Consider the following 24,295-nt stretch of genomic DNA (forward strand, 5'->3'; position numbering starts at 1 on the left):
TTACGCGACCTTCTTGAGGCCGGCGGCGGGAGCGCCCTCGACCACGGCGAACAGGTCGTCTTCCTTCATGACCAGGAGCTCGTCGCCATCGACCTTGACGGTCTGGCCGGAGTACTTGCCGAACAGGACGCGGTCACCGACCTTGACGTTCAGCGCGATGACGTCGCCCTTGTCGTTCTTGCGGCCGGGGCCCACGGCCAGGATCTCGCCCTGGTCCGGCTTCTCGGCGGCGTTGTCCGGGATCACGATGCCGGAGGCCGTCTTGGTTTCTTGCTCGAGGCGCTTGACGATCACACGGTCGTGCAGGGGGCGAAGCTTCATTGCATCTCCTTCAATGGATACAGGGGTTGGACACCAGGAGCGCCAACCGAAGTTAGCGCCCATTAACTAGTGCGCGGAGGGGTGCTGGAGACAGCTCGGCTGTTAGCACTCAACTCCAACGAGTGCTAATGATAAGGGGTTTTGTGTCGGTTTCAAGCGGGGCGGCGCGTAGTCTTCGGCTGACCTTGCCGCGCCGTAGCGCGGGCACCGGCCGCTGGCACTGTAATTTTCACGCACACCACGGCGCCGCTCATCCGTCGCGGGACGGCGCCCATCCGCCGGTGGCCCATCCGTGCGGCGCTCCGCATGGCGCCTGCCCGGCGCTCTCCTCTAATGGACCGCTCGAACAAGAAAACCCATGGAGGGAACCATGCACATCCTCAAAAACGCGCAGCCGCGCTCCTTGCCGTCTTCCTGCTCGCTGCCTGCTCCAGCGTGACCAAGGTGACCGATTTCGAGCACCGCTCGCTCGCCTACGGGTGGGTCGACATCAAGGACGTGGAGATCAACCACGTCAGCTCGATCTACATCCAGCAGTACCGCCCCAAGACGGACGCGCCCTACTACACGACCGGCTTCAAGAAGTTCAAGGACGGCTTCCTGTTCTGGTCGATGGCGCTGCCTGTGGGTTCGCACAAGCTGGACACGATCAAGGGCCAGTCCTGCCTGGGCATCCTGTGCAGCAACACCTTCTACACCTACAACTTCGGCAAGCAGGGTGACGAGGTCGGTGCGGTGGTGATCAAGGCGCCCGGTGTCTACCACCTGGGCTCGTACAAGATGAAGAACGAGAAGAGCGGCTGGCTGGAGCAATCCAAGTTCCAGGTGCTGCCGGCGCCGAACGCGCCCTCGCGCCGTGAAATGCTGGAGGAGATCCTGAAGGACGACGACACGAAGGACACCCCGATCATCGTCGAGCGCATCAAGCGCGAACTGGCGCGGCTGTGATGACCAGGCTCCTCGCACTGATCTTTCCCCTGCTGCTTCTGCAGGCCTGCGCCGTTCCGCAGGCGCTGCCGCCGGCCACCGACCTGAAGGCCGGCCAGGGCGAAGTCGTCGTGATCGGCAAGATCGAACTGGTGCCGCCACTCGAACAGGGCGAACAGAAGTCGCACTGGAACGTGATCGGCGAAAAGCGCATGTTCCGCATGTGGATGGCCACCGGTCCGGAATACCGGCCGGTCACGCCGGGCGCCGTGAAGGCCTCCGAGTTCCAGACCAGCCTGGAGGTCGACTGGGGCACGCCCTTCATGGTGAAGATGGCGCGGCAGCGGACCTTCCTCAACGGCGGCCTGACCTTCCTGGACGGCATCCGGCAGGAAAAGCTCTGGTTCCCGGGCGGCCTGTACTTCGACGTGCCGGCGGACGCCAGGGCCGTCTACATCGGCACGCTGCGCTTCCACCGCAACGACTTCAACTCCATCACGCGGGTGGAGGTCGTCGAGGAGCGCAAGGACATCCCGGTGGTGCTGAAGTCGGGCTCCGCGTCCGAGGTGCGCAGCTCGCTGCTCAAGCGCGCCGTGCCGCCGGGCGGGGGCCGCATGGCCGTGGTCGAACCGAAGGCGTCGGCCAGGTAGCCGGCGCGGCGCGAGCTTCAGCCGGCAGCGCGGCCGAGGATGGGGAACAGCTTGCCCAGGCCCTCGGCCATCACCTCCACGGCCAGCGCGGCGAGGATCAGGCCCATCAGGCGCGTCAGCACGTTGATGCCGGTCTGCCCCAGCACCCGCGCGATCGGGTGCGCCAGCGCGAAGCTCACCGCCGTGACCAGCGCGATCACCACGCCGTAGCCCACCAGCGTGGCCAGCTCCAGCGCGTTGTGCGCGCGGTCGGCATAGATCACCACCGTGGACATGGTGGCCGGGCCGGTGAGCAGCGGGATCTCAGCGGCACCACCGCGATGCTGTTGCCCATGGCCGCCTTCTCCGCGCCCGCCTCCATCTCGTTGCTGGAGGGCTTGGCCTCCGCCGGCTTGGCATTGAGCATGTTCAATGCGCTGATCAGCAGCAGCATGCCCCCGCCCACCTGGAAGCTGGCCAGCGAGATGCCGAAGAACTCCAGGATGCGGATGCCCAGCAGCGCGCAGGTGGCGATCACCAGGAAGGCGGTGATCGAGGCGACGACCACGGTGTGCCGCCGCTGCGCCGACGAGAAGCCCTGCGTGTAGTAGATGAAGAAGGGAATGATGGCCGGCGGGTTGACGATGGCCAGCAGCGTGATGAGCGGCTTGAACTCCATTCAGGCCGCCGCGCGTTGCGCATCCATGCGGGCCAGTTCCTCTTCGCTCGCAGGCTGGCGCCGGCCGAAGAAGCCGTAGCCGTCCATCTCCAGCACCTTGTCGCCGTCCTGGTTGAACATCTCCCAGCGCGAGCGGACCATCCCGGTGTCGGGCCGCTTGCGCAGCGCGCGCGACTCCAGGATGGTGTGACGCAGCGAGAGCCGGTCGCCGGGGAAGACCGGCTTGAGCCACTTGAGGCTTTCCAGCCCGGGCGAGCCCAGGCTGGAGGAATCGCGCAGCATGTGGTCCACGGTCAGGCGCATGGCCAGCGCGCAGGTCTGCCAGCCGCTGGCGCACAGCCCGCCGAACAGCGAGCGGCGGCCGGCTTCCTCGTCGAGGTGGAAGGGCTGCGGGTCGTATTGGGCCGCGAACTCCTTGATCTGCTCGGCGCTCACGGATGTGGTGCCCAGTTCGCGCACCGTGCCGGGCCGCAGGTCCTCCCAGTAGGTCGTGACCGCCATCAGCGCCCTCCCGACACTTCGATCAGAGACATGGTGGTGTAGCTCGCCTCGGGTGAGAGCAGCCACACGATCGCATGTGCCACTTCCTCGGCGCTGCCGCCGCGCTGCATCGGCACCAGGTGCTGCAGCTCGCGCACGCGGTTCGGCAGCCCGCCGGAGGCGTGGATGTCGGTCTCGATCAGGCCCGGGCGCACCGCGTTGACGCGGATGCCTTCGGCCGCGATTTCCTTGGCCAGCCCGATGGTGAAGCTGTCGATCGCGCCCTTGGAGGCCGCGTAGTCCACGTACTGGCCCGGTGCGCCCAGGCGCGCCGCCGCGCTCGACACGTTGACGATCGCGCCGCCCTTGCCGCCGTGCCGCGTGCTCATGCGCTTGATGGCTTCGCGGGCGCAGACGATGCTGCCGATCACGTTGACATCCATCATGCGCTTCAGGCGTTCGACGCTCATTTCCTCGACCCGCGCGGTGCGGTCGACGATGCCGGCGTTGTTCACGAGCGCGGTGAGCCGCCCGAGCTTGGCATCGACCTGGCGGAACAGCTCCATCACCTGGGCCTCGTCGCCGACGTCCCCCTGCAGCGCCACAGCCTTGCCGCCGGCCGAGCGGATCGCGTGCACCACTTCCTCGGCGGCCGCGCCGTTGCGCGCGTAGTTCACCGCGACGGCGAAGCCCTTGCGTGCCGCCAGCACCGCCGTGGCGGCGCCAATGCCCCGGCTGCCGCCGGTGACCAACAGAACTTCGTCCACTGATTGCCTCCACTGCCGCGCTGTGCGACCCCAGCTGATTAGACCAAAAGCCCCGGATTGACGCCGAAGTGCCGGATGAGGGAAGCTCGGCCCCCTTGCATTGACCAACCAGGAGACCGTCACATGGGCCAATTCACGGAACTCAAGGCAGCCGATGGGCAGGCCATCCCCGCCTACGTTGCCCAGCCCAAGGGGCAGGCCAAGGGCGGCATCGTCGTGATCCAGGAGATCTTCGGCGTCAACTCGCACATCCGCTCGGTGGCCGACGGCTATGCGGCGGAAGGTTATCTCGCGGTGGCGCCGGCGATCTTCCACCGCGTCAAGCCCGATGTCGAACTGGGCTACGAGCAGGACGACATGACCGCCGGCATGGCGCTGAAGACCGCCACCGAGGCGCTGTCGTCTCCCGGCGTGATGCAGGACATCCAGGCGGCGATCCAGCATGCGTCGCAGGCGGGCAAGGTCGGCATCGTCGGCTTCTGCTACGGCGGCCTGCTCACCTGGCGCTCGGCCTGCAAGCTCGATGGCCTGAGTGCGGCGGTACCCTACTACGGCGGCGGCGTCACCACGCCGGACGAGGTCGCGCGCAAGCCGAAGTGCCCGGTGCTGGCGCATTTCGGCGACCAGGACCACTGGATCCCGCTGGAGAGCGTGGAAGCCTTCAGGAAGGCGCATCCCGAAGTGGAGGTGCACGTGTACCACGCCAACCACGGCTTCAACTGCGACCAGCGCGGCTCGTGGAACGCGGACGCGGCGAAGCTCGCGCGCGAGCGCACGCTGGCCTTCTTCGGCAAGCACGTCGGCTGATGCGGCGCTGGCTCGCCCTGGCGGCCCTCGCCGCTTCCTCCGCCTCGGCCGCCGACTACAGCGGGCCGCTGTTCGACGCACACCTGCACTACAACGAGGAAGCCTTCAACGGCAGCGAGGGCCCGCACCCGCTGCCGGACGTGCTGGGACGCATGAAGCGCAACGGCGTGCGCGCGATCATCGCCAACTCGCGGCCGAACGACGGCACCAAGTCGCTCGCGCAGTCGCCCGAGACCCGCCAGGCCGGTGTCACGGTGGTGCCCTTTGTGCGCCTGTACCGCAACCGCGCGGACTACACGAACTGGTTTCGCGACGAGACCATCTACGAGATGGTGCAGGCGGAGCTGGCGCGCGGCACAGCGGCCGGGCCCTACCGCGGGCTGGGCGAGTTTCACCTATACGACTCGGCCAATGCCAACGGGCCGGTGGCACGCAAGCTGATGGCGCTGGCGGAGGAGAAGGACCTGGCGGTGTTGGCGCACGTGGACGACACCGCGATCGACCTGCTGATGGCGCACACGCCTTCCAAGGGCGCGAAGGCGCGCCTGATCTGGGCGCACACGGGCATCGGCGGCGCGCCGGTGGCGCGCGTCGACCAGCTGATGGCGAAATACCCGCGGCTGGTCGGCGAACTGTCGTACCGGCCGGGGCTGACCTGCGAGGGCGGCAGGCTGTGCCCGGAGTGGCGCCAGCTGCTGCTGAAATATCCCACGCGCTTCGTCGTCGGCTCCGACACCTGGATCAACCAGCGCTGGCAGTACTACGACGACACGATGAAAGGCTACCGCACCTGGCTGGGCGAGCTGCCGCCGGACGTGGCGCGGCGCATCGCCTGGGACAATGGCGCGTCGCTTTTCGGACTGAAGCCACCATGAGCGCCGCACGGCCGCCCGAAGGCGCTCGCCCCCTCCGCTTGCGGAGGGGGGAGGAGCAGTCCGCGTAGCGGACAATCCTGGGGAGGAACTCAATGATCCAGCTGCATTACTACCCCAGCACCGCCGCGATGATCCCGCACATCGTGCTGGAGGAACTCGGCATCCCCTACTGGCGCGTGCTGGTGGACCGCTCGCAGAACCGGCACAAGGAGCCGGCCTACCTGAAGCTCAATCCCAACGGGCTGATCCCGGTGCTGACCGACGGCGACCTCGTGCTGTACGAGACGGCGGCGATCGTGCTGCACCTGTGCGACACGAACCCCGCAGCACGCCTGGCACCCGAGATCGGCACGCCGGCTCGGGCGCACTTCTACAAGTGGCTGATGTGGTGCACCAACACCCTGCAGGCCACGCTGATCGTGTACTTCTATCCGGAACGCTGGGTGAAGGAAGGCAATGCGGAAGGCGCGGCGGAAGTGAAGGCGAAGGCGCAGGAGAAGGTCGGCGGCCTGCTGGACCAGCTCGATGCGCTGGTCGCGGACAACGGCGGCCCCTGGGTGCTCGGCCAGGACTACAGCGCGCTGGACGCCTACGTGTTCACGCTGTGCCGCTGGACCCGCAACTTCCCGCAGGGCAAGGCGCGCGAGCGCGCCCATCTCGGTCCCTACCTGCAGCGCATGAGCGAGCGCCCCGCGGTGCAGCGCGTGTTCGAGGCCGAGAAGCTGTCAGCGCCCTTCTTCTAGCAGGCGCTGCAGGTCCAGTGCGTTGCCGGCCGCGGCGCCGGAGGCCGTGTTGTCGAAGATGCACCAGACTTCCGCGCCCTCGCGCGCGGCGATCCGCATCCGGTCGGACAGCGCGCGCAGCAGTTCCGGCTCGTAGGACGAGTAATAGACCCGCGGCGTGCCATGCAGCCGCAGGTAGATGCGCTCGGTCCAGCCGCCGGGCCAGCGACCGGCATCGTGGCGCACGGGGTCGGCCAGCACGCGGGCGATCTGCAGTTCGCGCAGCAGCCCGTCGGCCTCGGGCTCGAACCAGGTGGCGTGGCGCGGCTCCATCGCCAGCGCGCCGGCAAAGCGCGCGCGCAGCAACGCGAGGAAGGGCGTGGCCACGGACGCGTCGAAGGCGAAGCTCGGTGGCAACTGCACCAGCAGGCAGGCGAGCTTGTCGCCCAGTCCGCCCGCCTGCGCCAGGAACTCGCCGAGCAGCGTTTCGCAGTCGACCAGCCTGCGCTCGTGCGTGATCGTCTTCGGCAGCTTGGCGCAGAACCGGAAGTGCGCCGGCACGGCCGCCGCCCACTTCTCGTACAGCGAGCGCTGGTGCGGACGGTGGAACGAGGAATTGATCTCGGCCACCGGGAATCGCGTCGCGTAGCGCGCCAGGTGGCTGTCCCCCTCGGCGAATGCGCCCTGCACATCGCGCGGCAGGCTCCAGCCGGCGGTGCCGACCAGGATCACCGCGTGCGCGCCAGGTAACGCTTGCGCCAGAAGACCACGCCCAGCGCGATCGCGATCGTCGCCATGGTGCCCAGCGTCCACCAGAAGCCGGTGGCCTGGTGGACCAGCGGGACGAACTCGAAGTTCATGCCGAACACGCCGGCGATCAGGTTCAGCGGCAGGAAGATGGCGGTCAGCGCTGTCAGCGTGCGCATGATCTCGTTGGTGCGGTTGCCCAGCGCCGAGAAGTGGATCTGCACCGCCGTCTCGGCGCCGTGTTCCATGCGGCGCACGTGGTGCACCACGCGTTCGATGTGCTCCACCACGTCGCGTGCGCGGGCCATCAGGCCGTCGCGTTCGGCCTGCGTCATCCAGGGCGCGGGCTGTTCCTGCTGGCCGTCCAGCCACTCCTGCATGGCGTCGTTCTGCTCCTCGCAAAGGTCTTCCAGCGTGTGCAGCGCGTTGCGCGCGGACAGCAGGGCGGCCCAGTCGGCGCCTCGCGCACGTGCGGCCAGCAGGGCGTGCTGCCAGTGCTCCAGTTCCGCGCTGAGCACCTTGCGCAGCTCCAGGTAGCTGTCCACCATCATGTTGACCATGCGCAGCATCAGGTCGGCGGGGCTGCCGGGCAGGCGCGTGCGCGCGACGGCGGTCACGCCCTCGTTGCGCACCACTTCGCCGAGATAGCGCTGGATGAAGGTGCGGGCCGACTGGCAGCCGGCCGGATGCACGCTGACCAGCAGGCGGTCGAACACGGCGAAGCCGATCGCGCGCGTGCGGATGCGGCCGAAGGTGGCGAGCACCTTGTCGGCGTCGGCCGCGTCGTCGTCGCCCAGCTCCACCTTCACTTCTTCTTCCGTGGCCAGCCGCCGGAAGATCACCAGGTCGTAGATGGAGGTGTAGTCGTAGTGCGAAGGGTGGGCGCGGTTGCCCAGGTCCTTCAGGTGCAGGTCGAGCAGCGCGGAGCCGCCAAGGGACTGCGCCGCCTGCTGCAGCGCCGGAAGGCTGGCTTGCAGCTCCTCGCGGTCCAGGTAGATCCAGACGAAGCCGCCTTCCGGGACCTTCTGCGGCGGCTGCTCCAGGAATCGCAGCGTGCCGGCGCCGAACTCGACGATCTGCACGCCGGTTTCCTCAGGCGCGCAGCTTGCGCGCGGCGTCGAGCGCGAAATACGTCAGCACGCCGTCGGCGCCGGCGCGCTTGAAGGCGAGCAGGCTTTCCATCATCACCAGGTCGTGGTCGAGCCAGCCGTTGGCCGCCGCCGCCTTGAGCATGGCGTACTCGCCCGACACCTGGTAGGCGAAGGTGGGCACGCGGAACTCGTCCTTCACCCGGCGCACGATGTCCAGGTAGGGCATGCCGGGCTTGACCATCACCATGTCCGCGCCTTCGGCCAGGTCCATCGCCACTTCCCGCAGCGCCTCGTCGGAGTTGCCCGGGTCCATCTGGTAGACCTTCTTGTTGCTCTTGCCCAGGTTGCCGGCGGAGCCCACCGCGTCGCGGAAGGGACCGTAGAAGCCGCTCGCGTACTTGGCGCTGTAGGCCATGATCCGGGTGTGGATGTGCTGGTCCTTCTCCAGCGCATTGCGGATCGCGCCGATGCGGCCGTCCATCATGTCCGAGGGCGCGACGATGTCGACACCGGCGCGCGCCTGGGTGAGCGCCTGCTTCACCAGCACTTCCACCGTCTCGTCGTTCAGGATGTAGCCGGTCTCGTCCAGCAGCCCGTCCTGGCCGTGGCTGGTGAAGGGATCGAGCGCGACGTCCGTCATCACGCCCAGCTCGGGAATTCCTTCTTCTTCAGCCCCTGCACCACGCGCGGCACCAGGCCTTCCGGGTTCATGGCCTCGCGGCCGTCGGGCGTCTTCAGCTTCGCATCGATCACCGGGAACAGCGCGATCACCGGGATGCCCAGCTTCATGCACTCCTCGCCGACCGGCAGCAACTGGTCCAGGCTCAGGCGCTCCACGCCGGGCATGGAGGGCACGGCCTGCCGCTGTTTCTGGCCATCCAGCACGAACACCGGGTAGATCAGGTCGTTCGGCGTGACGGCGTGCTCGCGCACCAGGTTGCGCGTGAACGTGTCGCGGCGCAGGCGGCGCGGGCGGCCTTGCGGGTAGGGTGCGAAGGAAGTCATAAGGAAAATTGTGCCCGATGCACGGCCGGGCCTCCGTCAGAGAACTTAAGACTTTATGCTTGAAAGCCCAGCCGCACGCTGTTAAATTAGCGCCGGGCAGCTTGCTGCTCCCCCGCTTTTCCTCCCTGAGCGGGCGCCTTGATGTGTGACAGCAAAAGGCTTCCCACCCCGGCCCCCAAGGTGCCGGGGCTTTTTGCCCGCAGCGCGCGGGCGGCCCGGCAACCTGCCGCAAGGCACGGTCCGTACACTCCGCGGATGCTCTGGGCCAAGGCTTTCCACATCGTATTCGTCGCCAGCTGGTTCGCTGGCCTGTTCTACCTCCCGCGCATCTTCGTGAACCTGGCCATGGTGCCCGAGGGTTCGACGGCGGAGCGCGATCGCCTTCTGCTGATGGCGCGCAAGCTGCTGCGCTTCACGACCATGCTGGCGGTGCCGGCGCTGGCGCTCGGCTTGTGGCTGTGGCTGGGCTACGGCATCGGCCGGGGCTCGGGCTGGATGCACGCCAAGCTGGCCATCGTGCTGCTGACCATCGGCTACCACCACGCCTGCGCCGTGGTGCTGCGCAAGTTCGCCGCCGGCCAGAGCCGGCGCAGCCACACCTGGTTCCGCTGGTTCAACGAGCTTCCCGTGCTGTTCCTGCTGGGCGCCGTCATCCTGGTCGTGGTCAAGCCCTTCTGACATGCACAAGACCTCGGCCTGGCCGCTGGCGGGTGCGTATGGGGTGCTGGTGGTGTACGCCAGCCTGTATCCGTTCTCGGACTGGCGCAACCAGCAGATCCCGCCCTGGGACTTCCTGTTCGCCGGCTGGCCGAAGTACTGGACCGGCTTCGACCTGGCGGCCAACGTCGTGGGCTATGTGCCGCTCGGCTTCCTGCTGGCACTGAGCTTCATGCGGCGCGGCAACGTCCGCTATTTCGAGAACCACCCGAACCTGGCGGCGCTGGCGGTGGCGGTGCTCGCGGGGACCTTGCTGTCCTTCTGCATGGAGGCGCTGCAGAACTTCCTGCCCTCGCGCGTGGCGTCGAACGTGGACTTCGGCCTGAACGTCGCGGGCACGCTGCTCGGCGCGGTGGTGGCGACCGGCCTGGAAGTGGGCGGTGCCATCGACCACTGGAGCCGCTTTCGCGAACGCTGGTTCATTCCCGAGGCGCGCGGCGCGCTGGTGCTGCTGGCGCTCTGGCCCTTCGCCCTGCTGTTCCCCGCCGCCGTGCCGCTGGGCCTGGGGCAGGTGATGGAGCGCATGGAAACGGCGATCGCCGGCTGGCTGGAGGAAACGCCTTTCCTCGAGTGGCTGCCGATGCGCGAAGTGGAGCTGCAGCCGCTGGTGCCGGCCGCCGAGCTCCTGTGCGTGGCGCTCGGCGCCTTCATCCCCGCGCTGCTGGGATACACGATCCTGCGTTCGGTCCCCAAGCGAGCCTTGTTCGCGGTGGCCGCGGTGGCGCTGGGCACGGCGGTCACGGCGCTGTCGGCCGCCCTGAGCTGGGGCCCGACGCACGCGTGGGCCTGGCTGAGCCTGCCGGTGCGGCTCGGCTTGCTGTTCGGCCTGCTGCTGTCGCTGCTGATGCTGGCCGTGCCCCGGCGCGGCTGCGCGGCGATGCTGCTGATGGCCTTGGTGGTGCACCTGGCCGTGTTGAACCAGGCGCCCGCCAGCGCCTACTTCGCCGACACCCTGCAGGCCTGGGAGCAGGGCCGCTTCATCCGCTTCCACGGCGTCGCGCAGTGGCTGGGATGGCTCTGGCCTTATGCGGTGCTGGTGTATGTGCTGCTGCGGGTCTCGCGGCCGGAGCGCACTCCTACAATTCCCGGATGACCGCGCCGTCCCAGTACTACCGCCACCATATCTTCTTCTGCCTGAACAAGCGCGACAACGGCGAAGCCTGCTGCGCCGACCACGACGCACAGGCGGCGTTCGACCGCTGCAAGTCGCAGGTGAAGGCCCAGGGACTCGCCGGCCCCGGCAAGGTGCGCGTGAACAAGGCGGGCTGCCTCGATCGCTGCGCCGCCGGCCCAGTCGCGGTGGTCTATCCGGAAGGCACCTGGTACACCTACGTGGACCAGAACGACATCGACGAGATCGTCGAATCGCACCTGAAGAACGGCAAGGTGGTGGAGCGCCTGCTGACGCCGCCGCACCTGGGTCGCTGATGAACGCGCAGACGGAACGCCTGGAACTGGCCGGGCCGGCGGGGCGCGTGCAGGTGCTGCGCGACCAGCCGGAAGGCCCGCCGCGCGGTGTGGCCGTGATCGCGCACCCGCATCCCCTCTTCGGCGGCACCATGGACAACAAGGTGGTGCAGACCCTGGCGCGCGCCTTCGTGCAATGCGGCTGGACCGCGCTGCGCTTCAACTTCCGCGGCGTCGGCACGAGCGAAGGCACGCACGACGAAGGACGCGGCGAGGCGCTCGACCTGCAGGCGCTGGTGCGCGATCTGGCGCCGCAGGGGCCGATCGCACTGGCCGGCTTCTCCTTCGGCGCCTTCGTCACCGCGCAGGCGTTGCAGGCCCTGTGGAGCGAACGAGAGGTGCGCGCGCTGGTGCTGGTGGGCACGGCAGCGTCGCGCTTCGCGGTGGCACCCCTGCCGCCCGAGAGCCACGATCGTGCGCTGGTCATCCATGGCGAGAAGGACGAGACGGTTCCGCTGGCCGCGGTGCTCGACTGGGCCCGGCCGCAGTCACTTCCCGTTACGGTGGTTCCCGGGGTGGAGCATTTCTTTCACGGACAATTGCCCCTCCTCAAAAACCTGGTGGTCCGCCACCTGCGCGCACTCGGATGAGAACTCGTTGGATGCAGGCGCTGCTCGCGCCCTGGTTGGTCTTTTTCTGCCTCGTTGCCGCCGCCCAGGTGCCGCAACCTCCGGAGGTGGCGGCGCGCAGCTACCTGCTGATGGACCTGAGCGCGAACCAGGTGCTCGCCGCGCGCGAACCCGACGCTCCCGTGGAGCCGGCCTCGCTCACCAAGCTGATGACGGCCTACCTCGTCTTCGATGCCCTGCGCGCCAAGAAGATCACCCTGCAGCAGACGCTGCCGGTGAGCCAGCGCGCCTGGAAGATGCCCGGCTCGCGCATGTTCATCGACCCGAAGATGCAGGTGCCGGTGGAGGACCTCATCAAGGGCATGATCGTCCAGTCCGGCAACGACGCCACCATGGCGCTGGCCGAAGGTGTGGGCGGGACGGCCGAACACTTCGTCGAACTCATGAACCAGCAGGCCAAGGCGCTGGGCATGAAGAACACCGGCTACAAGAACCCCGAAGGCCTGACGGCGCCCGGCCACACCACGACGGCGCGCGACCTCAGCATCCTGTCGACGCGGCTGCTGCAGGACTTCCCCGAGTACATGGGCTACTACAAGACCCAGAAGTACCGCTACCAGGGCACGCCGACGGCCAACGACACCAACCGGAACATGCTGCTGTTCCGCGATCCGACGGTCGACGGCCTGAAGACCGGCCACACGGAAGCGGCCGGCTATTGCCTGATCGCCACCGCCAAGCGCGACTTCCCCAACCTGGCCGGCCGCCGCCTGCTGGCGATCGTGCTGGGGGCCAACAGCGAGACCGCCCGGGCCAACGAGGCGCAGAAACTGCTGAACTGGGGCTACACCGCCTACGAGGGGCTCAAGCTGTTCGACGCCAACCAGGCGGTGCTGGAGCCGCAGGTCTGGAAGGGCAGCGAGAAGACCGTCAAGCTGGGCCAGCCGCAGCCGATCGTGCTGGCGGTGCCGGCCGGCAGCGCCTCCAAGATCAAGACCCAGGTGGTCCGCCCGGATCCCCTGGTGGCGCCTTTCACCAAGGGCCAGCAGGTCGGCACGCTCAGGATCCTGTCCGGCGAGCAGGTCCTGCGCGAGGTGCCGCTGGTGGCCCTGCAGGGGGTGGAGCAGGCCGGCATCTTCGGCCGCGCCTGGGACGCCATGCGCCTCTGGATCAAGTGATCCGCCAGCCCCCTGCGCGGGGCTGACCCACCCGCCCGCTTGAGGGTTTCCCCCGTCGGGATATACTCGCGGGCTTTCCCGCAATTTGGGGCGGGAGAGGTATTTGTGTTGCCGCATCCGCGGCAATCGGTTTTCACGAACGTTTAGGGACGTTTTCTTAATGCCAACCATCAATCAACTGGTGCGTCAGGGGCGGGAAGTCGAGAAAGTCAAATCAATCCCCCGCGATGCAGAACAGCCCCCAGCGCCGGGGCGTGTGCACCCGCGTGTACACCACGACGCCGAAGAAGCCGAACTCGGCTCTCCGCAAGGTCGCCAAGGTCCGCCTGACCAACGGCTTCGAAGTCATCTCCTACATCGGCGGCGAAGGCCACAACCTGCAGGAACACTCCGTGGTGCTCGTGCGCGGCGGCCGTGTCAAGGACCTGCCCGGTGTGCGTTACCACATCGTCCGCGGTTCGCTGGACCTGCAGGGCGTGAAGGATCGCAAGCAGTCCCGTTCAAGTACGGCGCCAAGCGCCCGAAGAAGGCTTAACAGCCAGTCGTAGTTTGTCGGTGCTCGTTCGGCCCTGGCAGGCTGAAAGAGCGTAGTGACCCACTTCCGGGTCGAGTAAGCGGGCCAGCCTGATGGCGCCCTGGGTCCCTCGAGGGCCAGCTGAAGCAAATAGAGAGGTTTGAAATGCCACGTCGTCGCGAAGTCCCTAAGCGTGAAATCCTGCCGGATCCCAAGTACGGCAACGTCGAGCTCGCCAAGTTCATGAACGTCATCATGCAAGGCGGCAAGAAGGCGGTCGCCGAGCGCATCGTCTACGGTGCCCTCGAGCAGATCGAGAAGAAGAACCCCGGACGCGATCCCCTGGAAGCGTTCACCATGGCCATCTCCAACGTGAAGCCCATGGTGGAAGTGAAGTCCCGCCGCGTCGGCGGCGCGAACTACCAGGTCCCGGTGGAAGTGCGCCCCGTGCGCCGCCTGGCGCTCTCCATGCGCTGGATCAAGGAAGCCGCGAAGAAGCGCGGCGAGAAGTCCATGGCCCTGCGCCTGGCCAACGAACTCATGGAAGCCACGGAAGGCCGCGGCGGCGCCATGAAGAAGCGCGACGAAGTGCACCGCATGGCCGAGGCCAACAAGGCCTTCAGCCACTTCCGCTTCTAAAGTCCGTCCCCATCTTGGAGTGCGGGCCCGCCACGAGCGGGCCTGTGCCCTTTAACGAAAGACTCATCATCATGGCCCGCAAAACGCCCATCGAGCGCTACCGCAACATCGGTATCTCTGCGCACATCGACGCCGGCAAGACGACCACCACCGAGCGCATCCTGTTCTACACGGGTGTGAACCACAAGATCGGCGAAGTGCACGACGGCGCCGCCACCATGGACTGGATGGAGCAGGAGCAGGAACGCGGCATCACGATCACGTCCGCGGCCACCACCTGCTTCTGGAAGGGCATGGACATGTCCTTCCCCGAGCACCGCATCAACATCATCGACACCCCCGGCCACGTGGACTTCACCATCGAGGTGGAGCGTTCCATGCGCGTGCTGGACGGCGCCTGCATGGTGTACTGCGCCGTGGGCGGCGTGCAGCCGCAGTCGGAAACGGTCTGGCGCCAGGCCAACAAGTACCGCGTGCCGCGCCTGGCGTTCGTCAACAAGATGGACCGCACCGGCGCCAACTTCTTCAAGGTCTACGACCAGATGAAGCTGCGCCTGAAGGCCAACCCGGTGCCCATCGTGATCCCGATCGGCGCCGAGGAAAAGTTCACCGGCGTGGTCGACCTGCGCAAGATGAAGGCCATCTACTGGGACGAAGCGTCCCAGGGCATGAAGTTCACCTTCGAGGAAATCCCGGCCGACCTGGTCGAGCTGTCCAAGGAGTGGCGCGAGAAGATGGTCGAGGCCGCGGCCGAGGCGTCCGAGGAGCTGATGAACAAGTACCTGGAAGAAGGCGACCTGACGGAAGCCGAGATCACCCTCGGCCTGCGCACGCGCACGATCGCCGGTGAGATCCAGCCCATGCTGTGCGGCACCGCCTTCAAGAACAAGGGCGTGCAGCGCATGCTCGACGCCGTCATCGAACTGATGCCCTCGCCGATCGACATTCCCCGGTCAAGGGCATGGACGACGACGAGAAGCCGGTCACCCGCAAGGCGGACGACAACGAGAAGTTCTCGGCCCTGGCGTTCAAGCTGATGACCGACCCGTTCGTGGGCCAGCTCACGTTCGTGCGCGTGTACTCGGGCGTGCTGACCAAGGGCGACAGCGTCTACAACCCGATCCGCGGCAAGAAGGAACGGATCGGCCGGATCGTGCAGATGCACGCCAACAACCGCCAGGAAGTCGACGAGATCCGCGCCGGCGACATCGCGGCCTGCGTGGGCCTGAAGGACGTGACCACGGGCGAGACGCTGTGCGACCCGAGCGCCATCGTCATGCTCGAGCGCATGGTGTTCCCCGAGCCGGTGATCCGCCAGGCCGTGGAGCCCAAGACCAAGGCCGACCAGGAAAAGATGGGCATCGCGCTGCAGCGCCTGGCGGCGGAAGACCCGTCGTTCCGCGTGAACACCGACGAAGAGTCGGGCCAGACCATCATCGGCGGCATGGGCGAACTGCACCTGGAAATCATCGTCGACCGGATGAAGCGCGAATTCAGCGTGGAAGCCAACGTCGGCAAGCCCCAGGTGGCCTACCGCGAAACCATCCGCAAGAAGGTGACCGACCAGGAAGGCAAGTTCGTGCGCCAGTCCGGCGGCAAGGGCCAGTACGGCCACGTGGTGTTCACCGTCGAACCCAACGAGACCGGCAAGGGCTTCGAGTTCGTCGACGCCATCAAGGGCGGCGTGGTGCCGCGCGAGTACATCCCCGCGGTGGAAAAGGGCGTGGTCGAGGCGCTGAACAGCGGCGTGCTGGCCGGCTACCCGGTGGTGGACGTGAAGGTCACGCTGACCTTCGGTTCCTACCACGAGGTGGACTCGTCGGAACAGGCGTTCAAGATGGCCGCCATCTTCGGCTTCAAGGAAGGCGCGAAGAAGGCCCAGCCCGTGATCCTCGAGCCGATGATGGCCGTGGAAGTCGAGACGCCGGAAGACTACGCCGGTAACGTGATGGGCGACCTGTCGTCCCGTCGCGGCATGGTGCAGGGCATGGACGACATGCCCGGCGGCGGCAAGGTCATCAAGGCCGAAGTCCCGCTGTCCGAGATGTTCGGCTATTCGACGACCCTGCGCTCCATGTCGCAGGGCCGCGCGACGTACACGATGGAGTTCAAGCACTACGCCGAAGCTCCGAAGAACGTCGCCGAAGGCATCATCGCGGCGCGCGCCAAGTAATTCCAGACGGCCGCGCGAGCGGCCCGTCTGCGACTGCGTGCCCCCGTACGCCGGTGGCGGGGGAAACAGCAACGCAGTGCAGACGTAAAACCCATACACCGGCATTGCTCTTTATCGGAGATTTCTCAATGGCAAAAGGTAAGTTCGAGCGCACCAAGCCGCACGTCAACGTGGGCACCATCGGCCACGTGGACCATGGCAAGACGACCCTGACGGCGGCGATCACCACGGTGCTGTCGGCCAAGTTCGGCGGTGAGGCCAAGGCCTACGACCAGATCGACGCGGCTCCGGAAGAAAAGGCGCGCGGCATCACGATCAACACCGCGCACGTGGAGTACGAGACCAAGGCGCGCCACTACGCGCACGTGGACTGCCCCGGCCACGCCGACTACGTGTGAAGAACATGATCACCGGTGCCGCCCAGATGGACGGCGCCATCCTGGTGGTGTCCGCGGCCGACGGCCCGATGCCCCAGACGCGCGAGCACATCCTGCTGGCCCGCCAGGTGGGCGTGCCCTACATCATCGTGTTCATGAACAAGTGCGACATGGTGGACGACGCGGAACTGCTGGAACTCGTGGAGATGGAAGTTCGCGAGCTGCTGTCCAAGTACGAGTTCCCCGGTGACGACACCCCGATCATCAAGGGCTCGGCCAAGCTGGCGCTGGAAGGCGACAAGGGCGAGCTGGGCGAGCAGGCCATCATGAAGCTGGCCGACGCGCTGGACAGCTACATCCCCAACCCGGAGCGTGCCGTGGACGGCGCCTTCCTGATGCCGGTGGAAGACGTGTTCTCCATCTCCGGCCGTGGCACGGTGGTGACCGGCCGCGTGGAGCGTGGCGTGATCAAGGTCGGCGAGGAAATCGAGATCGTGGGCCTGACCCCCACCGTCAAGACCACCTGCACCGGCGTGGAAATGTTCCGCAAGCTCCTGGACCAGGGCCAGGCCGGCGACAACGTGGGTATCCTGCTGCGCGGCACCAAGCGCGAAGAAGTGCAGCGTGGCCAGGTGCTGGCCAAGCCGGGCAGCGTGAAGCCGCACACCCACTTCACCGCCGAGATCTACGTGCTGAGCAAGGACGAAGGCGGCCGCCACACGCCCTTCTTCAACAACTACCGCCCGCAGTTCTACTTCCGCACCACCGACGTCACCGGCGCCATCGAGCTGCCCAAGGACAAGGAAATGGTCATGCCCGGCGACAACGTGACCATCACGGTCAAGCTGATCGCCCCGATCGCCATGGAAGAAGGCCTGCGCTTCGCCATCCGCGAAGGCGGCAAGACCGTCGGCGCCGGCGTCGTTGCCAAGATCATGGAGTAATCGTCATGGCATCGCAGAAAATCCGCATCCGCCTCAAGGCCTTCGATTACAAGCTGATCGACCAGTCCGCCGCCGAGATCGTCGACACCGCCAAGCGCACCGGTGCCATCGTCAAGGGCCCCGTGCCCCTGCCGACGCGCATGAAGCGCTTCGACATCCTGCGTTCGCCGCACGTGAACAAGTCGAGCCGCGACCAGTTCGAGATCCGCACCCACCAGCGCCTGATGGACATCGTCGACCCGACCGACAAGACGGTCGACGCCCTGATGAAGCTGGACCTGCCGGCCGGCGTGGACGTGGAAATCAAGCTGCAGTAAGCCTGCGGCTGAGGTTTCGGGAAGGCCGCCTGCGGGCGGCCTTTTCGTTGCTTGGCAGTCCTGTAGGAGTACTGCTATACTTGCGGGCTTCGCTCGGTTTCAGGCCGGGCGGAGCTTTTTATCAACCCTCTTTCGTCTGTCCGTCCGCGGGCAGAACGTGGCAGCCAATTGCAGCGGCCCCGGCGAAAGCAACGGAGTAACAACATGAGTCTGAGCAGCCTCGGGTTGCTGGGCCGCAAGGTGGGCATGATGCGCCTGTTCACTGATGAGGGGGACGCTGTTCCCGTCACGGTGATCGACGTGTCGAACAACCGCGTCACCCAGGTCAAGTCCCAAGACACCGACGGCTACGTGGCCCTGCAGGTCACGTTCGGTGCGCGCAAGACCTCGCGCGTCACCAAGCCGCTCGCCGGCCACCTCGCCAAGGCGGGTGTCGAAGCCGGTGAAATCATCCGTGAATTCCGCGTCGAAGCCGACGTCGCCGGCAAGTACGCCGCCGGCGGCACCGTGCCGGTGCAGGACCTGTTCGCCGCCGGCCAGCGCGTCGACGTGCAGGGCACCTCGATCGGCAAGGGCTTCACGGGCACCATCAAGCGCCACAACTTCAAGTCGCAGCGCGCGTCGCACGGCAACAGCCGTTCGCACAACGTGCCCGGCTCGATCTCCATGGCGCAGGATCCCGGCCGCGTGTTCCCGGGCAAGAAGATGTCCGGCCACAAGGGCGACGTCACCGTCACCACACAGAACCTCGACGTGATCCGCGTCGACGAGACCCGCGGCCTGCTGATGGTCAAGGGCGCCGTTCCCGGTTCGAAGAACGGTTTCGTGACCGTGCTGCCGGCCGTCAAGGGCCAGCCCAAGCCGGTCGTCGCGAAGCCCGCCGCCGAGAAGGGGAAGAAGTAATGCAACTCGAACTCCTGAACGAGCAGGGCCAGGCCGCGTCGAAGTTCGACGCCCCCGAGACCGTGTTCGGCCGCGAATACAACGAAGCGCTGGTGCACCAGATCGTGGTGGCCTTCCAGGCGAACGCCCGCCAGGGCACGCGCGCCCAGAAGGACCGCGAGCAGGTCAAGCACTCGACCAAGAAGCCGTTCCGCCAGAAGGGCACCGGCCGCGCGCGCGCCGGCATGACCTCCTCCCCGCTGTGGCGCGGAGGCGGCCGCATCTTCCCGAACAGCCCGGAAGAGAACTTCACCCAGAAGATCAACAAGAAGATGTACCGCGCCGGCATGGCGTCCATCTTCTCCCAGCTGGCGCGTGACGGTCGCCTGGCCGTTGTCGACTCCCTCAAGATCGACAGCCCCAAGACCAAGCAGCTGGCCGCCAAGTTCAAGGCCATGAACCTGGAGTCGGTGATGGTGATCGCCGACGAAGTGGACGAAAATCTGTACCTCGCGTCCCGGAACCTGCCGAACGTGCTCATCGTCGAGCCGCGTTACGCCGATCCGCTGTCCCTGGTGCACTACAAGAAAGTGCTCGTCACCAAGGGCGCGATCGACAAGCTCAAGGAGATGTTCGCATGAGCGCAGCATCCAAAAAGTTTGACGAAGGCCGCCTGATGCAGGTGCTGGTCGCCCCGATCGTCTCCGAGAAGGCGACGATGGTGGCGGACAAGACCAACGCCGTGACCTTCAAGGTCCTGCAGGACGCCACCAAGCCCGAGATCAAGGCCGCCGTCGAACTGATGTTCAACGTGCAGGTCAAGGGCGTTTCCGTCGCCAACATCAAGGGCAAGACGAAGCGCTTCGGCCGTTCCGTGGGTCGCCGCGACAACATCCGCAAGGCGTATGTGACGCTGCAGGCCGGCCAGGAGCTGAACTTCTCCGGGGAGACCGCTTAATCATGGCAGTCGTGAAAATGAAACCGACCTCCCCTGGCCAGCGCCAGGTGGTGAAGGTCACGCGCGACCACCTGCACAAGGGTGATCCGTATGCGCCGCTGCTGGAAAAGAAGTTCCAGAAGGCCGGCCGCAACAACAACGGCCACATCACCGTGCGCCACAAGGGTGGCGGCCACAAGCACCACTACCGCGTGGTGGACTTCGTCCGCAACAAGGACGGCGTCCCGGCGAAGGTGGAGCGCATCGAGTACGACCCGAACCGCACGGCCCACATCGCCCTGGTGGTGTACGCCGACGGCGAGCGCCGCTACGTGATCGCCCCGCGTGGCCTGGAAGTGGGCGCGACGCTGGTCTCCGGCGCCGAAGCCCCGATCCGCGCCGGCAACACCCTGCCGATCCGCAATATCCCGGTGGGTTCGACGATCCACTGCATCGAGCTGCAACCCGGCAAGGGCGCGCAGATCGCGCGTTCGGCGGGCACCTCCGCCACGCTGCTGGCCCGCGAAGGCGTGTACGCCCAGGTCCGCATGCGTTCCGGTGAAGTGCGCCGCATCCACATCGAGTGCCGCGCCACCATCGGTGAAGTCGCGAACGAAGAGCACAGCCTGCGCCAGATCGGCAAGGCCGGCACCAAGCGCCACATGGGCATCCGCCCGACGGTGCGCGGCGTCGCCATGAACCCGATCGACCACCCGCACGGTGGTGGTGAGGGCCGCACCGGCACCGGCAAGCCGCCGGTGGATCCGTGGGGCAACCTGACCAAGGGCTACCGCACGCGTAACAACAAGCGCACGCAGACGTTCATCGTCTCGCGCCGCAAGAAGTAAGGGGTCGCACAAATGACGCGTTCTCTCAAGAAGGGTCCGTTTGTGGACCACCACCTGGTGGGCAAGGTCGAGAAGGCCAATGCCAACAAGGACAAGAAGCCGATCAAGACCTGGTCGCGCCGCTCGATGATCCTGCCCGATTTCATCGGGCTGACCATCGCCGTTCACAACGGCAAGCAGCACGTGCCGGTCTACATCACCGACCAGATGGTGGGCCACAAGCTGGGCGAATTCGCCCTGACGCGCACCTTCAAGGGTCACCCCGCCGACAAAAAGTCGTGAAGAAGTGAGACTGAACCATGGCTGAAACCAAAGCAGTCCTCCGCGGTGTGCGCCTGTCTGTCGACAAGGGCCGCCTCGTGGCCGACCTGATCCGCGGCAAGAAGGTGGATCAGGCCCTGAACATCCTGAACTTCACGCAGAAGAAGGGTGCCGTCATCGTCAAGAAGGTTCTGGAGTCCGCGATCGCGAACGCCGAGCACAACGACGGCGTCGACATCGACGAGCTGAAGGTCAAGACGATCTACGTGGAACAAGGCGCCGTGCTGAAGCGTTTCACCGCGCGCGCCAAGGGCCGCGGCAACCGCATCAGCAAGGGTACGTGCCACGTGTACGTGACCGTCGGGAACTAAGGAAGAACATGGGACAGAAGATCCATCCGACCGGCTTCCGCCTGGCCGTCACGCGCAACTGGAACAGCCGCTGGTACGCGAACAACCGCGACTTCGGCGACATGCTGGCCGAGGACATCAAGGTCCGCGACTACCTGAAGACCAAGCTGAAGAACGCCGCGGTCTCCCGCGTGCTGATCGAGCGCCCCGCCAAGAACGCCCGCATCACCATCTACTCGGCGCGTCCGGGCGTGGTGATCGGCAAGAAGGGCGAGGACATCGAGAACCTGAAGAAGGAACTGGCCACCCGCCTGGGCGTGCCGGTTGCCGTGAACATCGAGGAAGTGCGCAAGCCCGAAGTCGATGCACAGCTGATCGCCGACTCGATCACCCAGCAGCTCGAGAAGCGCATCATGTTCCGCCGCGCGATGAAGCGCGCCATGCAGAACGCGATGCGCCTGGGCGCGCAGGGCATAGATCATGTCCTCGGGCCGCCTGAACGGCATCGAGATCGCCCGTACCGAGTGGTACCGCGAAGGCCGCGTGCCGCTGCACACGCTGCGCGCGGACATCGACTATGGCTTCTCCGAAGCCAAGACCACCTACGGCGTCATCGGCGTCAAGGTGTGGGTCTACAAGGGCGACACCCTGGGCCGCAACGACCTGCCGTCCCTGGACAGCACGCCGCGTCCCGAAGGCGAAGAGCGTCGTGGCCCGCGTGGCCCGCGCCGTGACGGCGACCGCCGTGGCGGTCCCGGCGGTGACCGCCGTGGCGGCCCTGGCGGCGGCCGTGGCCCCGGCGGCGGTGCCGGCCGTTCGATGTCCGGCACGACCAACGTCGCGCCGGCCGACGGCAGCGACAAGCCGCAAGAAGCAACCGCAGGCGCTCCCGAAGCGCCGAAATCTACCGTTAAGCGCGTGCCCCGCAAGACCCCTGCGGCCGGCGCCGCGCCGGCCACCCCGGCCGACGGTAAAGGAGAGTAAACATGCTGCAACCCGCTCGCCGCAAATACCGCAAAGAGCAAAAAGGCCGCAACACGGGCATTGCCACCACCGGCAACTCCGTGGCGTTCGGCGACTTCGGACTGAAGTGCACCGACCGCGGCCGCCTCACGGCCCGCCAGATCGAGGCCGCGCGTCGCGCGATCTCCCGTCACGTCAAGCGTGGCGGCCGCATCTGGATCCGCGTGTTCCCCGACAAGCCGATCTCCCAGAAGCCCGCAGAAGTGCGGATGGGTAACGGCAAGGGCAACCCGGAGTACTACGTGGCCGAGATCCAGCCGGGCAAGGTCGTGTTCGAGATCGTGGGCGTGCCGGAAGAACTGGCGCGCGAGGCGTTCAAGCTGGCCGCTGCCAAGCTGCCGCTGCGCACCACGTTCGTGTCCCGCCAGCTCGGCGCCTGAAGGAGCGAAGAGAAATGACGAAAGCCAAGGATCTCCGCACCAAGGACGCCGCCGGCGTCGAAGCCGAAGTGAAGTCCCTGCAGAAGGCCCATTTCGGCCTGCGCATGCAGAAGGCGACGCAACAACTCAACAACACCGCCACGCTGCGTTCCACGCGTCGTGACATCGCTCGGGCCAAGACCATCCTGGCCCAGAAGCGTGCGGAATCCGCCAAGTCGTAAGGAGTGAACATGACGGAAGCCAAGACCTCCCTCAAGCGCACCCTGGTCGGCAAGGTGGTGAGCGACAAGCGCGCCAAGACCGTGACCGTTCTGGTCGAGCGCCGCGTGAAGCACCCGCTGTACGGGAAGATCGTGATCAAGTCGAGCAAGTACCACGCGCACGACGAGACCGGCCAGTACCACACCGGCGACGTGATCGAAATCCAGGAGAGCAAGCCGATCTCCAAGACCAAGAACTGGGTCGCCACCCGCCTGGTCGAGAAGGCCGCCGAGGTCTAACCCTCGCTGCCCTGCAGGCAATCCGGAAACGGCCCACAATCGTGGGCCGTTTTCTTTGTCCAACCCCAACGAGGAGATGACCATGATCAAGGTAGGCGACCAGCTGCCCGACGCGACGCTGATGGAATATTCGGAAGTCGAAGGCAACGGCTGCAGCATCGGCCCCAACCCGGTGAAGGTGAGCGAAGCCACCAAGGGCAAGACGATCGCGCTGTTCGCGCTGCCGGGTGCCTTCACGCCGACCTGCTCGGCCAAGCACGTGCCCGGCTACGTCGAGAAGTTCAACGACCTCAAGGGTGCGGGCGTGGACGAGATCTGGTGCGTGAGCGTCAACGACGCCTTCGTGATGGGCGCCTGGGCGCGCGACCAGAAGACCGCCGGCAAGGTGCGCATGCTGGCCGACGGCAGCGGCGACTTCGCCAAGGCCACCGGCCTCACGCTGGACCTCACCGCGCGCGGCATGGGCCTGCGCAGCAACCGCTATTCGATGCTGGTGAAGGACGGCAAGGTCGCTGCGCTGAACGTCGAGGCACCGGGCAAGTTCGAGGTGAGCGACGCGCAGACGATGCTGTCGCAGGTGAAGGGCTGACGCCGCTTCAGAGCCGGCTGCTCAGCGGAGCAGGCCGGCTGTCCCAGAGGTCCGCCTTCAGGTAGTGCGCCCCCGGGATGGGGTTGTGATAGTAGGGCGGGATGTCCTCGAAGCCGAGGTCCTCGTAGAGCGCGCGGGCGGCTTCCATGTCGTCCAGCGTGTCCAGCAGCACGCAGTCGTAGCCGGCGCGCCGTGCGGCATCGAGCGCTGCCTCCGCCAGCTGGCGGCCCAGCCCGAAGCCGCGGAAGGCCTTGCGCACGTACAGGCGCTTCATCTCCGAGGCATTGGGGTAGTCGGCGTTGTCCAGCGCGCGCAGGGCGCAGCAGCCCGCCAGTTCGCCATCCACGCGCGCCAGCAACAGTGCGCCGCGGGGCGGGGCGTAGTCGCCGGGCAGGCCGGCGAGCTCGTCCTCGAAATGCTGGAAGCACAGGTCGACGCCGAGCCCATCGGCGTATTCCCGGAAGATGACGCGCACCGCGTCGAGGTCGCGGGCGTTTTCCGGTGTCGTCAGTTCGATCAGGGGCAGGGGGCGGTGTCCAAGGTCGGGGAAGCGAGTCCATGGACGACGGATTTTAATCCC

General features: G+C 66.7%; 28 protein-coding genes and 6 pseudogenes. 26 read left to right on the forward strand and 8 right to left on the reverse strand.

Annotated elements, in window-relative coordinates; all coding sequences use genetic code 11:
- Complete coding sequence (gene groES / locus HK415_RS20600) at window positions 1-321, reverse strand: co-chaperone GroES (RefSeq protein ID WP_171562521.1); 321 nt, start codon at window positions 319-321, stop codon at window positions 1-3.
- 435 nt (window positions 322-756) lie between these two features.
- Here groES and HK415_RS20605 point away from each other — a divergent pair, with 435 nt between their 5' ends.
- On the forward strand, window positions 757-1,269 hold the full coding sequence (locus HK415_RS20605; protein ID WP_309246774.1) for a hypothetical protein: 513 nt from the start codon (window positions 757-759) through the stop codon (window positions 1,267-1,269).
- On the forward strand, window positions 1,269-1,898 hold the full coding sequence (locus tag HK415_RS20610; protein WP_171562525.1) for a hypothetical protein: 630 nt from the start codon (window positions 1,269-1,271) through the stop codon (window positions 1,896-1,898). Before HK415_RS20605 ends, HK415_RS20610 begins: the two co-directional genes overlap by 1 nt.
- Before the next feature lie 17 nt (window positions 1,899-1,915).
- Here HK415_RS20610 and HK415_RS20615 read toward each other — a convergent pair.
- From HK415_RS20615 to HK415_RS20625, 3 genes and pseudogenes are all read right to left on the reverse strand, one after another.
- A pseudogene (locus tag HK415_RS20615) lies at window positions 1,916-2,556 on the reverse strand (MarC family protein).
- Window positions 2,557-3,057: a MaoC family dehydratase gene (locus tag HK415_RS20620; protein ID WP_171562527.1), complete on the reverse strand. Its 501-nt coding sequence runs from the start codon at window positions 3,055-3,057 to the stop codon at window positions 2,557-2,559.
- Window positions 3,057-3,803, reverse strand: coding sequence for an SDR family oxidoreductase (locus HK415_RS20625; protein WP_171562529.1), 747 nt, complete (start codon window positions 3,801-3,803; stop codon window positions 3,057-3,059). The genes HK415_RS20620 and HK415_RS20625 overlap by 1 nt, the downstream gene beginning before the upstream one ends.
- Window positions 3,804-3,926: 123 nt before the next feature.
- Between HK415_RS20625 and HK415_RS20630 the strand changes: the two genes are divergently transcribed.
- The 3 genes from HK415_RS20630 to HK415_RS20640 all read left to right on the forward strand — a co-directional run bounded on the left by HK415_RS20630 (window position 3,927) and on the right by HK415_RS20640 (window position 6,228).
- A complete protein-coding gene (locus tag HK415_RS20630; protein ID WP_171562531.1) occupies window positions 3,927-4,610 on the forward strand; it encodes a dienelactone hydrolase family protein in 684 nt (227 codons plus the stop codon).
- A complete protein-coding gene (locus tag HK415_RS20635) occupies window positions 4,610-5,485 on the forward strand; it encodes an amidohydrolase family protein (protein WP_171562533.1) in 876 nt (291 codons plus the stop codon). Before HK415_RS20630 ends, HK415_RS20635 begins: the two co-directional genes overlap by 1 nt.
- A gap of 92 nt (window positions 5,486-5,577) precedes the next feature.
- Window positions 5,578-6,228 carry a glutathione S-transferase family protein gene (locus HK415_RS20640; protein ID WP_171562535.1) on the forward strand — a complete coding sequence of 217 codons (651 nt, stop codon included), beginning with the start codon at window positions 5,578-5,580 and terminating at the stop codon, window positions 6,226-6,228.
- On the opposite strand, the gene HK415_RS20645 is transcribed toward HK415_RS20640, so the two are convergent.
- The 3 genes and pseudogenes from HK415_RS20645 to hemB form a co-directional block, all read right to left on the reverse strand.
- Window positions 6,211-6,939 (reverse strand): DUF72 domain-containing protein, encoded by a 729-nt coding sequence (locus HK415_RS20645; RefSeq protein ID WP_309246775.1) that lies wholly within the window; start codon window positions 6,937-6,939, stop codon window positions 6,211-6,213. The two genes, HK415_RS20640 and HK415_RS20645, sit on opposite strands and share 18 nt — an antisense overlap.
- A complete protein-coding gene (locus tag HK415_RS20650; protein ID WP_171562537.1) occupies window positions 6,936-8,036 on the reverse strand; it encodes a magnesium transporter CorA family protein in 1,101 nt (366 codons plus the stop codon). The genes HK415_RS20645 and HK415_RS20650 overlap by 4 nt, the downstream gene beginning before the upstream one ends.
- Before the next feature lie 10 nt (window positions 8,037-8,046).
- Window positions 8,047-9,050, reverse strand: a pseudogene (gene hemB / locus HK415_RS20655) (porphobilinogen synthase).
- 255 nt (window positions 9,051-9,305) lie between these two features.
- Between hemB and HK415_RS20660 the strand changes: the two are divergent.
- The 21 genes and pseudogenes from HK415_RS20660 to HK415_RS20760 all read left to right on the forward strand — a co-directional run bounded on the left by HK415_RS20660 (window position 9,306) and on the right by HK415_RS20760 (window position 23,715).
- Window positions 9,306-9,728, forward strand: coding sequence for a CopD family protein (locus tag HK415_RS20660; RefSeq protein ID WP_171562539.1), 423 nt, complete (start codon window positions 9,306-9,308; stop codon window positions 9,726-9,728).
- Between the two features lies 1 nt (window position 9,729).
- Window positions 9,730-10,860, forward strand: a complete 1,131-nt coding sequence (locus HK415_RS20665) for a VanZ family protein (RefSeq protein ID WP_171562540.1) — start codon at window positions 9,730-9,732, stop codon at window positions 10,858-10,860.
- Window positions 10,857-11,195: a (2Fe-2S) ferredoxin domain-containing protein gene (locus HK415_RS20670; protein WP_171562542.1), complete on the forward strand. Its 339-nt coding sequence runs from the start codon at window positions 10,857-10,859 to the stop codon at window positions 11,193-11,195. Before HK415_RS20665 ends, HK415_RS20670 begins: the two co-directional genes overlap by 4 nt.
- Window positions 11,195-11,824 carry an alpha/beta hydrolase gene (locus HK415_RS20675; RefSeq protein WP_171562544.1) on the forward strand — a complete coding sequence of 210 codons (630 nt, stop codon included), beginning with the start codon at window positions 11,195-11,197 and terminating at the stop codon, window positions 11,822-11,824. Before HK415_RS20670 ends, HK415_RS20675 begins: the two co-directional genes overlap by 1 nt.
- An 11-nt stretch (window positions 11,825-11,835) precedes the next feature.
- Complete coding sequence (locus tag HK415_RS20680; protein ID WP_253262354.1) at window positions 11,836-12,981, forward strand: D-alanyl-D-alanine carboxypeptidase family protein; 1,146 nt, start codon at window positions 11,836-11,838, stop codon at window positions 12,979-12,981.
- 160 nt (window positions 12,982-13,141) lie between these two features.
- Window positions 13,142-13,516 (forward strand): annotated as a pseudogene (gene rpsL, locus HK415_RS20685) (30S ribosomal protein S12).
- 144 nt (window positions 13,517-13,660) lie between these two features.
- The gene (gene rpsG / locus HK415_RS20690; protein WP_171562548.1) at window positions 13,661-14,134 is read left to right on the forward strand and encodes a 30S ribosomal protein S7; all 474 of its coding nucleotides are present in this window, start codon (window positions 13,661-13,663) and stop codon (window positions 14,132-14,134) included.
- Window positions 14,135-14,205: 71 nt separating this feature from the next.
- Window positions 14,206-16,307: pseudogene (gene fusA / locus HK415_RS20695) on the forward strand (elongation factor G).
- A gap of 128 nt (window positions 16,308-16,435) precedes the next feature.
- Window positions 16,436-17,628 (forward strand): annotated as a pseudogene (tuf, locus tag HK415_RS20700) (elongation factor Tu).
- 5 nt (window positions 17,629-17,633) lie between these two features.
- Window positions 17,634-17,945: a 30S ribosomal protein S10 gene (rpsJ, locus tag HK415_RS20705; protein ID WP_171562550.1), complete on the forward strand. Its 312-nt coding sequence runs from the start codon at window positions 17,634-17,636 to the stop codon at window positions 17,943-17,945.
- 204 nt (window positions 17,946-18,149) lie between these two features.
- Window positions 18,150-18,848, forward strand: a complete 699-nt coding sequence (gene rplC, locus HK415_RS20710; RefSeq protein ID WP_171562552.1) for a 50S ribosomal protein L3 — start codon at window positions 18,150-18,152, stop codon at window positions 18,846-18,848.
- Window positions 18,848-19,468, forward strand: coding sequence for a 50S ribosomal protein L4 (gene rplD / locus HK415_RS20715; RefSeq protein WP_171562554.1), 621 nt, complete (start codon window positions 18,848-18,850; stop codon window positions 19,466-19,468). Before rplC ends, rplD begins: the two co-directional genes overlap by 1 nt.
- Window positions 19,465-19,785 carry a 50S ribosomal protein L23 gene (gene rplW / locus HK415_RS20720; protein ID WP_171562556.1) on the forward strand — a complete coding sequence of 107 codons (321 nt, stop codon included), beginning with the start codon at window positions 19,465-19,467 and terminating at the stop codon, window positions 19,783-19,785. Before rplD ends, rplW begins: the two co-directional genes overlap by 4 nt.
- Before the next feature lie 2 nt (window positions 19,786-19,787).
- Window positions 19,788-20,612, forward strand: coding sequence for a 50S ribosomal protein L2 (gene rplB, locus HK415_RS20725; protein WP_171562558.1), 825 nt, complete (start codon window positions 19,788-19,790; stop codon window positions 20,610-20,612).
- 12 nt (window positions 20,613-20,624) lie between these two features.
- A complete protein-coding gene (gene rpsS / locus HK415_RS20730; RefSeq protein WP_171562560.1) occupies window positions 20,625-20,894 on the forward strand; it encodes a 30S ribosomal protein S19 in 270 nt (89 codons plus the stop codon).
- Between the two features lie 17 nt (window positions 20,895-20,911).
- A complete protein-coding gene (gene rplV / locus HK415_RS20735) occupies window positions 20,912-21,244 on the forward strand; it encodes a 50S ribosomal protein L22 (RefSeq protein WP_171562569.1) in 333 nt (110 codons plus the stop codon).
- A gap of 8 nt (window positions 21,245-21,252) precedes the next feature.
- Window positions 21,253-22,207, forward strand: a pseudogene (gene rpsC, locus HK415_RS20740) (30S ribosomal protein S3).
- Window positions 22,208-22,209: 2 nt separating this feature from the next.
- Window positions 22,210-22,626, forward strand: a complete 417-nt coding sequence (gene rplP, locus HK415_RS20745) for a 50S ribosomal protein L16 (protein WP_171562572.1) — start codon at window positions 22,210-22,212, stop codon at window positions 22,624-22,626.
- A gap of 14 nt (window positions 22,627-22,640) precedes the next feature.
- Window positions 22,641-22,847 (forward strand): 50S ribosomal protein L29, encoded by a 207-nt coding sequence (gene rpmC / locus HK415_RS20750; protein ID WP_171562574.1) that lies wholly within the window; start codon window positions 22,641-22,643, stop codon window positions 22,845-22,847.
- Between the two features lie 9 nt (window positions 22,848-22,856).
- A complete protein-coding gene (gene rpsQ / locus HK415_RS20755; protein ID WP_171562576.1) occupies window positions 22,857-23,126 on the forward strand; it encodes a 30S ribosomal protein S17 in 270 nt (89 codons plus the stop codon).
- 82 nt (window positions 23,127-23,208) lie between these two features.
- A complete protein-coding gene (locus tag HK415_RS20760) occupies window positions 23,209-23,715 on the forward strand; it encodes a peroxiredoxin (protein WP_171562578.1) in 507 nt (168 codons plus the stop codon).
- 7 nt (window positions 23,716-23,722) lie between these two features.
- On the opposite strand, the gene HK415_RS20765 is transcribed toward HK415_RS20760, so the two are convergent.
- Window positions 23,723-24,241, reverse strand: coding sequence for a GNAT family N-acetyltransferase (locus tag HK415_RS20765; protein ID WP_171563588.1), 519 nt, complete (start codon window positions 24,239-24,241; stop codon window positions 23,723-23,725).
- Window positions 24,242-24,295 lie beyond the last annotated feature (54 nt).

The organism is Ramlibacter montanisoli, assembly GCF_013087525.1.
Taxonomy (GTDB): Bacteria; Pseudomonadota; Gammaproteobacteria; order Burkholderiales; family Burkholderiaceae_C; genus Ramlibacter; species Ramlibacter montanisoli.

Bases quoted from the DNA above. Each gene is read 5' to 3' on its own strand.
- rplC (WP_171562552.1), top strand. From the start codon at position 18,150: ATGAGTCTGAGCAGCCTCGGGTTGCTGGGCCGCAAGGTGGGCATGATG.
- rpsS (WP_171562560.1), top strand. From the start codon at position 20,625: ATGACGCGTTCTCTCAAGAAGGGTCCGTTTGTGGACCACCACCTGGTG.
- HK415_RS20680 (WP_253262354.1), top strand. From the start codon at position 11,836: ATGCAGGCGCTGCTCGCGCCCTGGTTGGTCTTTTTCTGCCTCGTTGCC.
- HK415_RS20610 (WP_171562525.1), top strand. From the start codon at position 1,269: ATGACCAGGCTCCTCGCACTGATCTTTCCCCTGCTGCTTCTGCAGGCC.
- rpsG (WP_171562548.1), top strand. From the start codon at position 13,661: ATGCCACGTCGTCGCGAAGTCCCTAAGCGTGAAATCCTGCCGGATCCC.
- groES (WP_171562521.1), bottom strand. From the start codon at position 321: ATGAAGCTTCGCCCCCTGCACGACCGTGTGATCGTCAAGCGCCTCGAG.
- rplP (WP_171562572.1), top strand. From the start codon at position 22,210: ATGCTGCAACCCGCTCGCCGCAAATACCGCAAAGAGCAAAAAGGCCGC.
- rplB (WP_171562558.1), top strand. From the start codon at position 19,788: ATGGCAGTCGTGAAAATGAAACCGACCTCCCCTGGCCAGCGCCAGGTG.
- rpmC (WP_171562574.1), top strand. From the start codon at position 22,641: ATGACGAAAGCCAAGGATCTCCGCACCAAGGACGCCGCCGGCGTCGAA.
- HK415_RS20640 (WP_171562535.1), top strand. From the start codon at position 5,578: ATGATCCAGCTGCATTACTACCCCAGCACCGCCGCGATGATCCCGCAC.
- rpsQ (WP_171562576.1), top strand. From the start codon at position 22,857: ATGACGGAAGCCAAGACCTCCCTCAAGCGCACCCTGGTCGGCAAGGTG.
- rpsJ (WP_171562550.1), top strand. From the start codon at position 17,634: ATGGCATCGCAGAAAATCCGCATCCGCCTCAAGGCCTTCGATTACAAG.
- rplD (WP_171562554.1), top strand. From the start codon at position 18,848: ATGCAACTCGAACTCCTGAACGAGCAGGGCCAGGCCGCGTCGAAGTTC.
- HK415_RS20760 (WP_171562578.1), top strand. From the start codon at position 23,209: ATGATCAAGGTAGGCGACCAGCTGCCCGACGCGACGCTGATGGAATAT.
- HK415_RS20660 (WP_171562539.1), top strand. From the start codon at position 9,306: ATGCTCTGGGCCAAGGCTTTCCACATCGTATTCGTCGCCAGCTGGTTC.
- HK415_RS20620 (WP_171562527.1), bottom strand. From the start codon at position 3,057: ATGGCGGTCACGACCTACTGGGAGGACCTGCGGCCCGGCACGGTGCGC.
- HK415_RS20630 (WP_171562531.1), top strand. From the start codon at position 3,927: ATGGGCCAATTCACGGAACTCAAGGCAGCCGATGGGCAGGCCATCCCC.
- HK415_RS20670 (WP_171562542.1), top strand. From the start codon at position 10,857: ATGACCGCGCCGTCCCAGTACTACCGCCACCATATCTTCTTCTGCCTG.
- HK415_RS20635 (WP_171562533.1), top strand. From the start codon at position 4,610: ATGCGGCGCTGGCTCGCCCTGGCGGCCCTCGCCGCTTCCTCCGCCTCG.
- rplW (WP_171562556.1), top strand. From the start codon at position 19,465: ATGAGCGCAGCATCCAAAAAGTTTGACGAAGGCCGCCTGATGCAGGTG.
- rplV (WP_171562569.1), top strand. From the start codon at position 20,912: ATGGCTGAAACCAAAGCAGTCCTCCGCGGTGTGCGCCTGTCTGTCGAC.
- HK415_RS20665 (WP_171562540.1), top strand. From the start codon at position 9,730: ATGCACAAGACCTCGGCCTGGCCGCTGGCGGGTGCGTATGGGGTGCTG.
- HK415_RS20675 (WP_171562544.1), top strand. From the start codon at position 11,195: ATGAACGCGCAGACGGAACGCCTGGAACTGGCCGGGCCGGCGGGGCGC.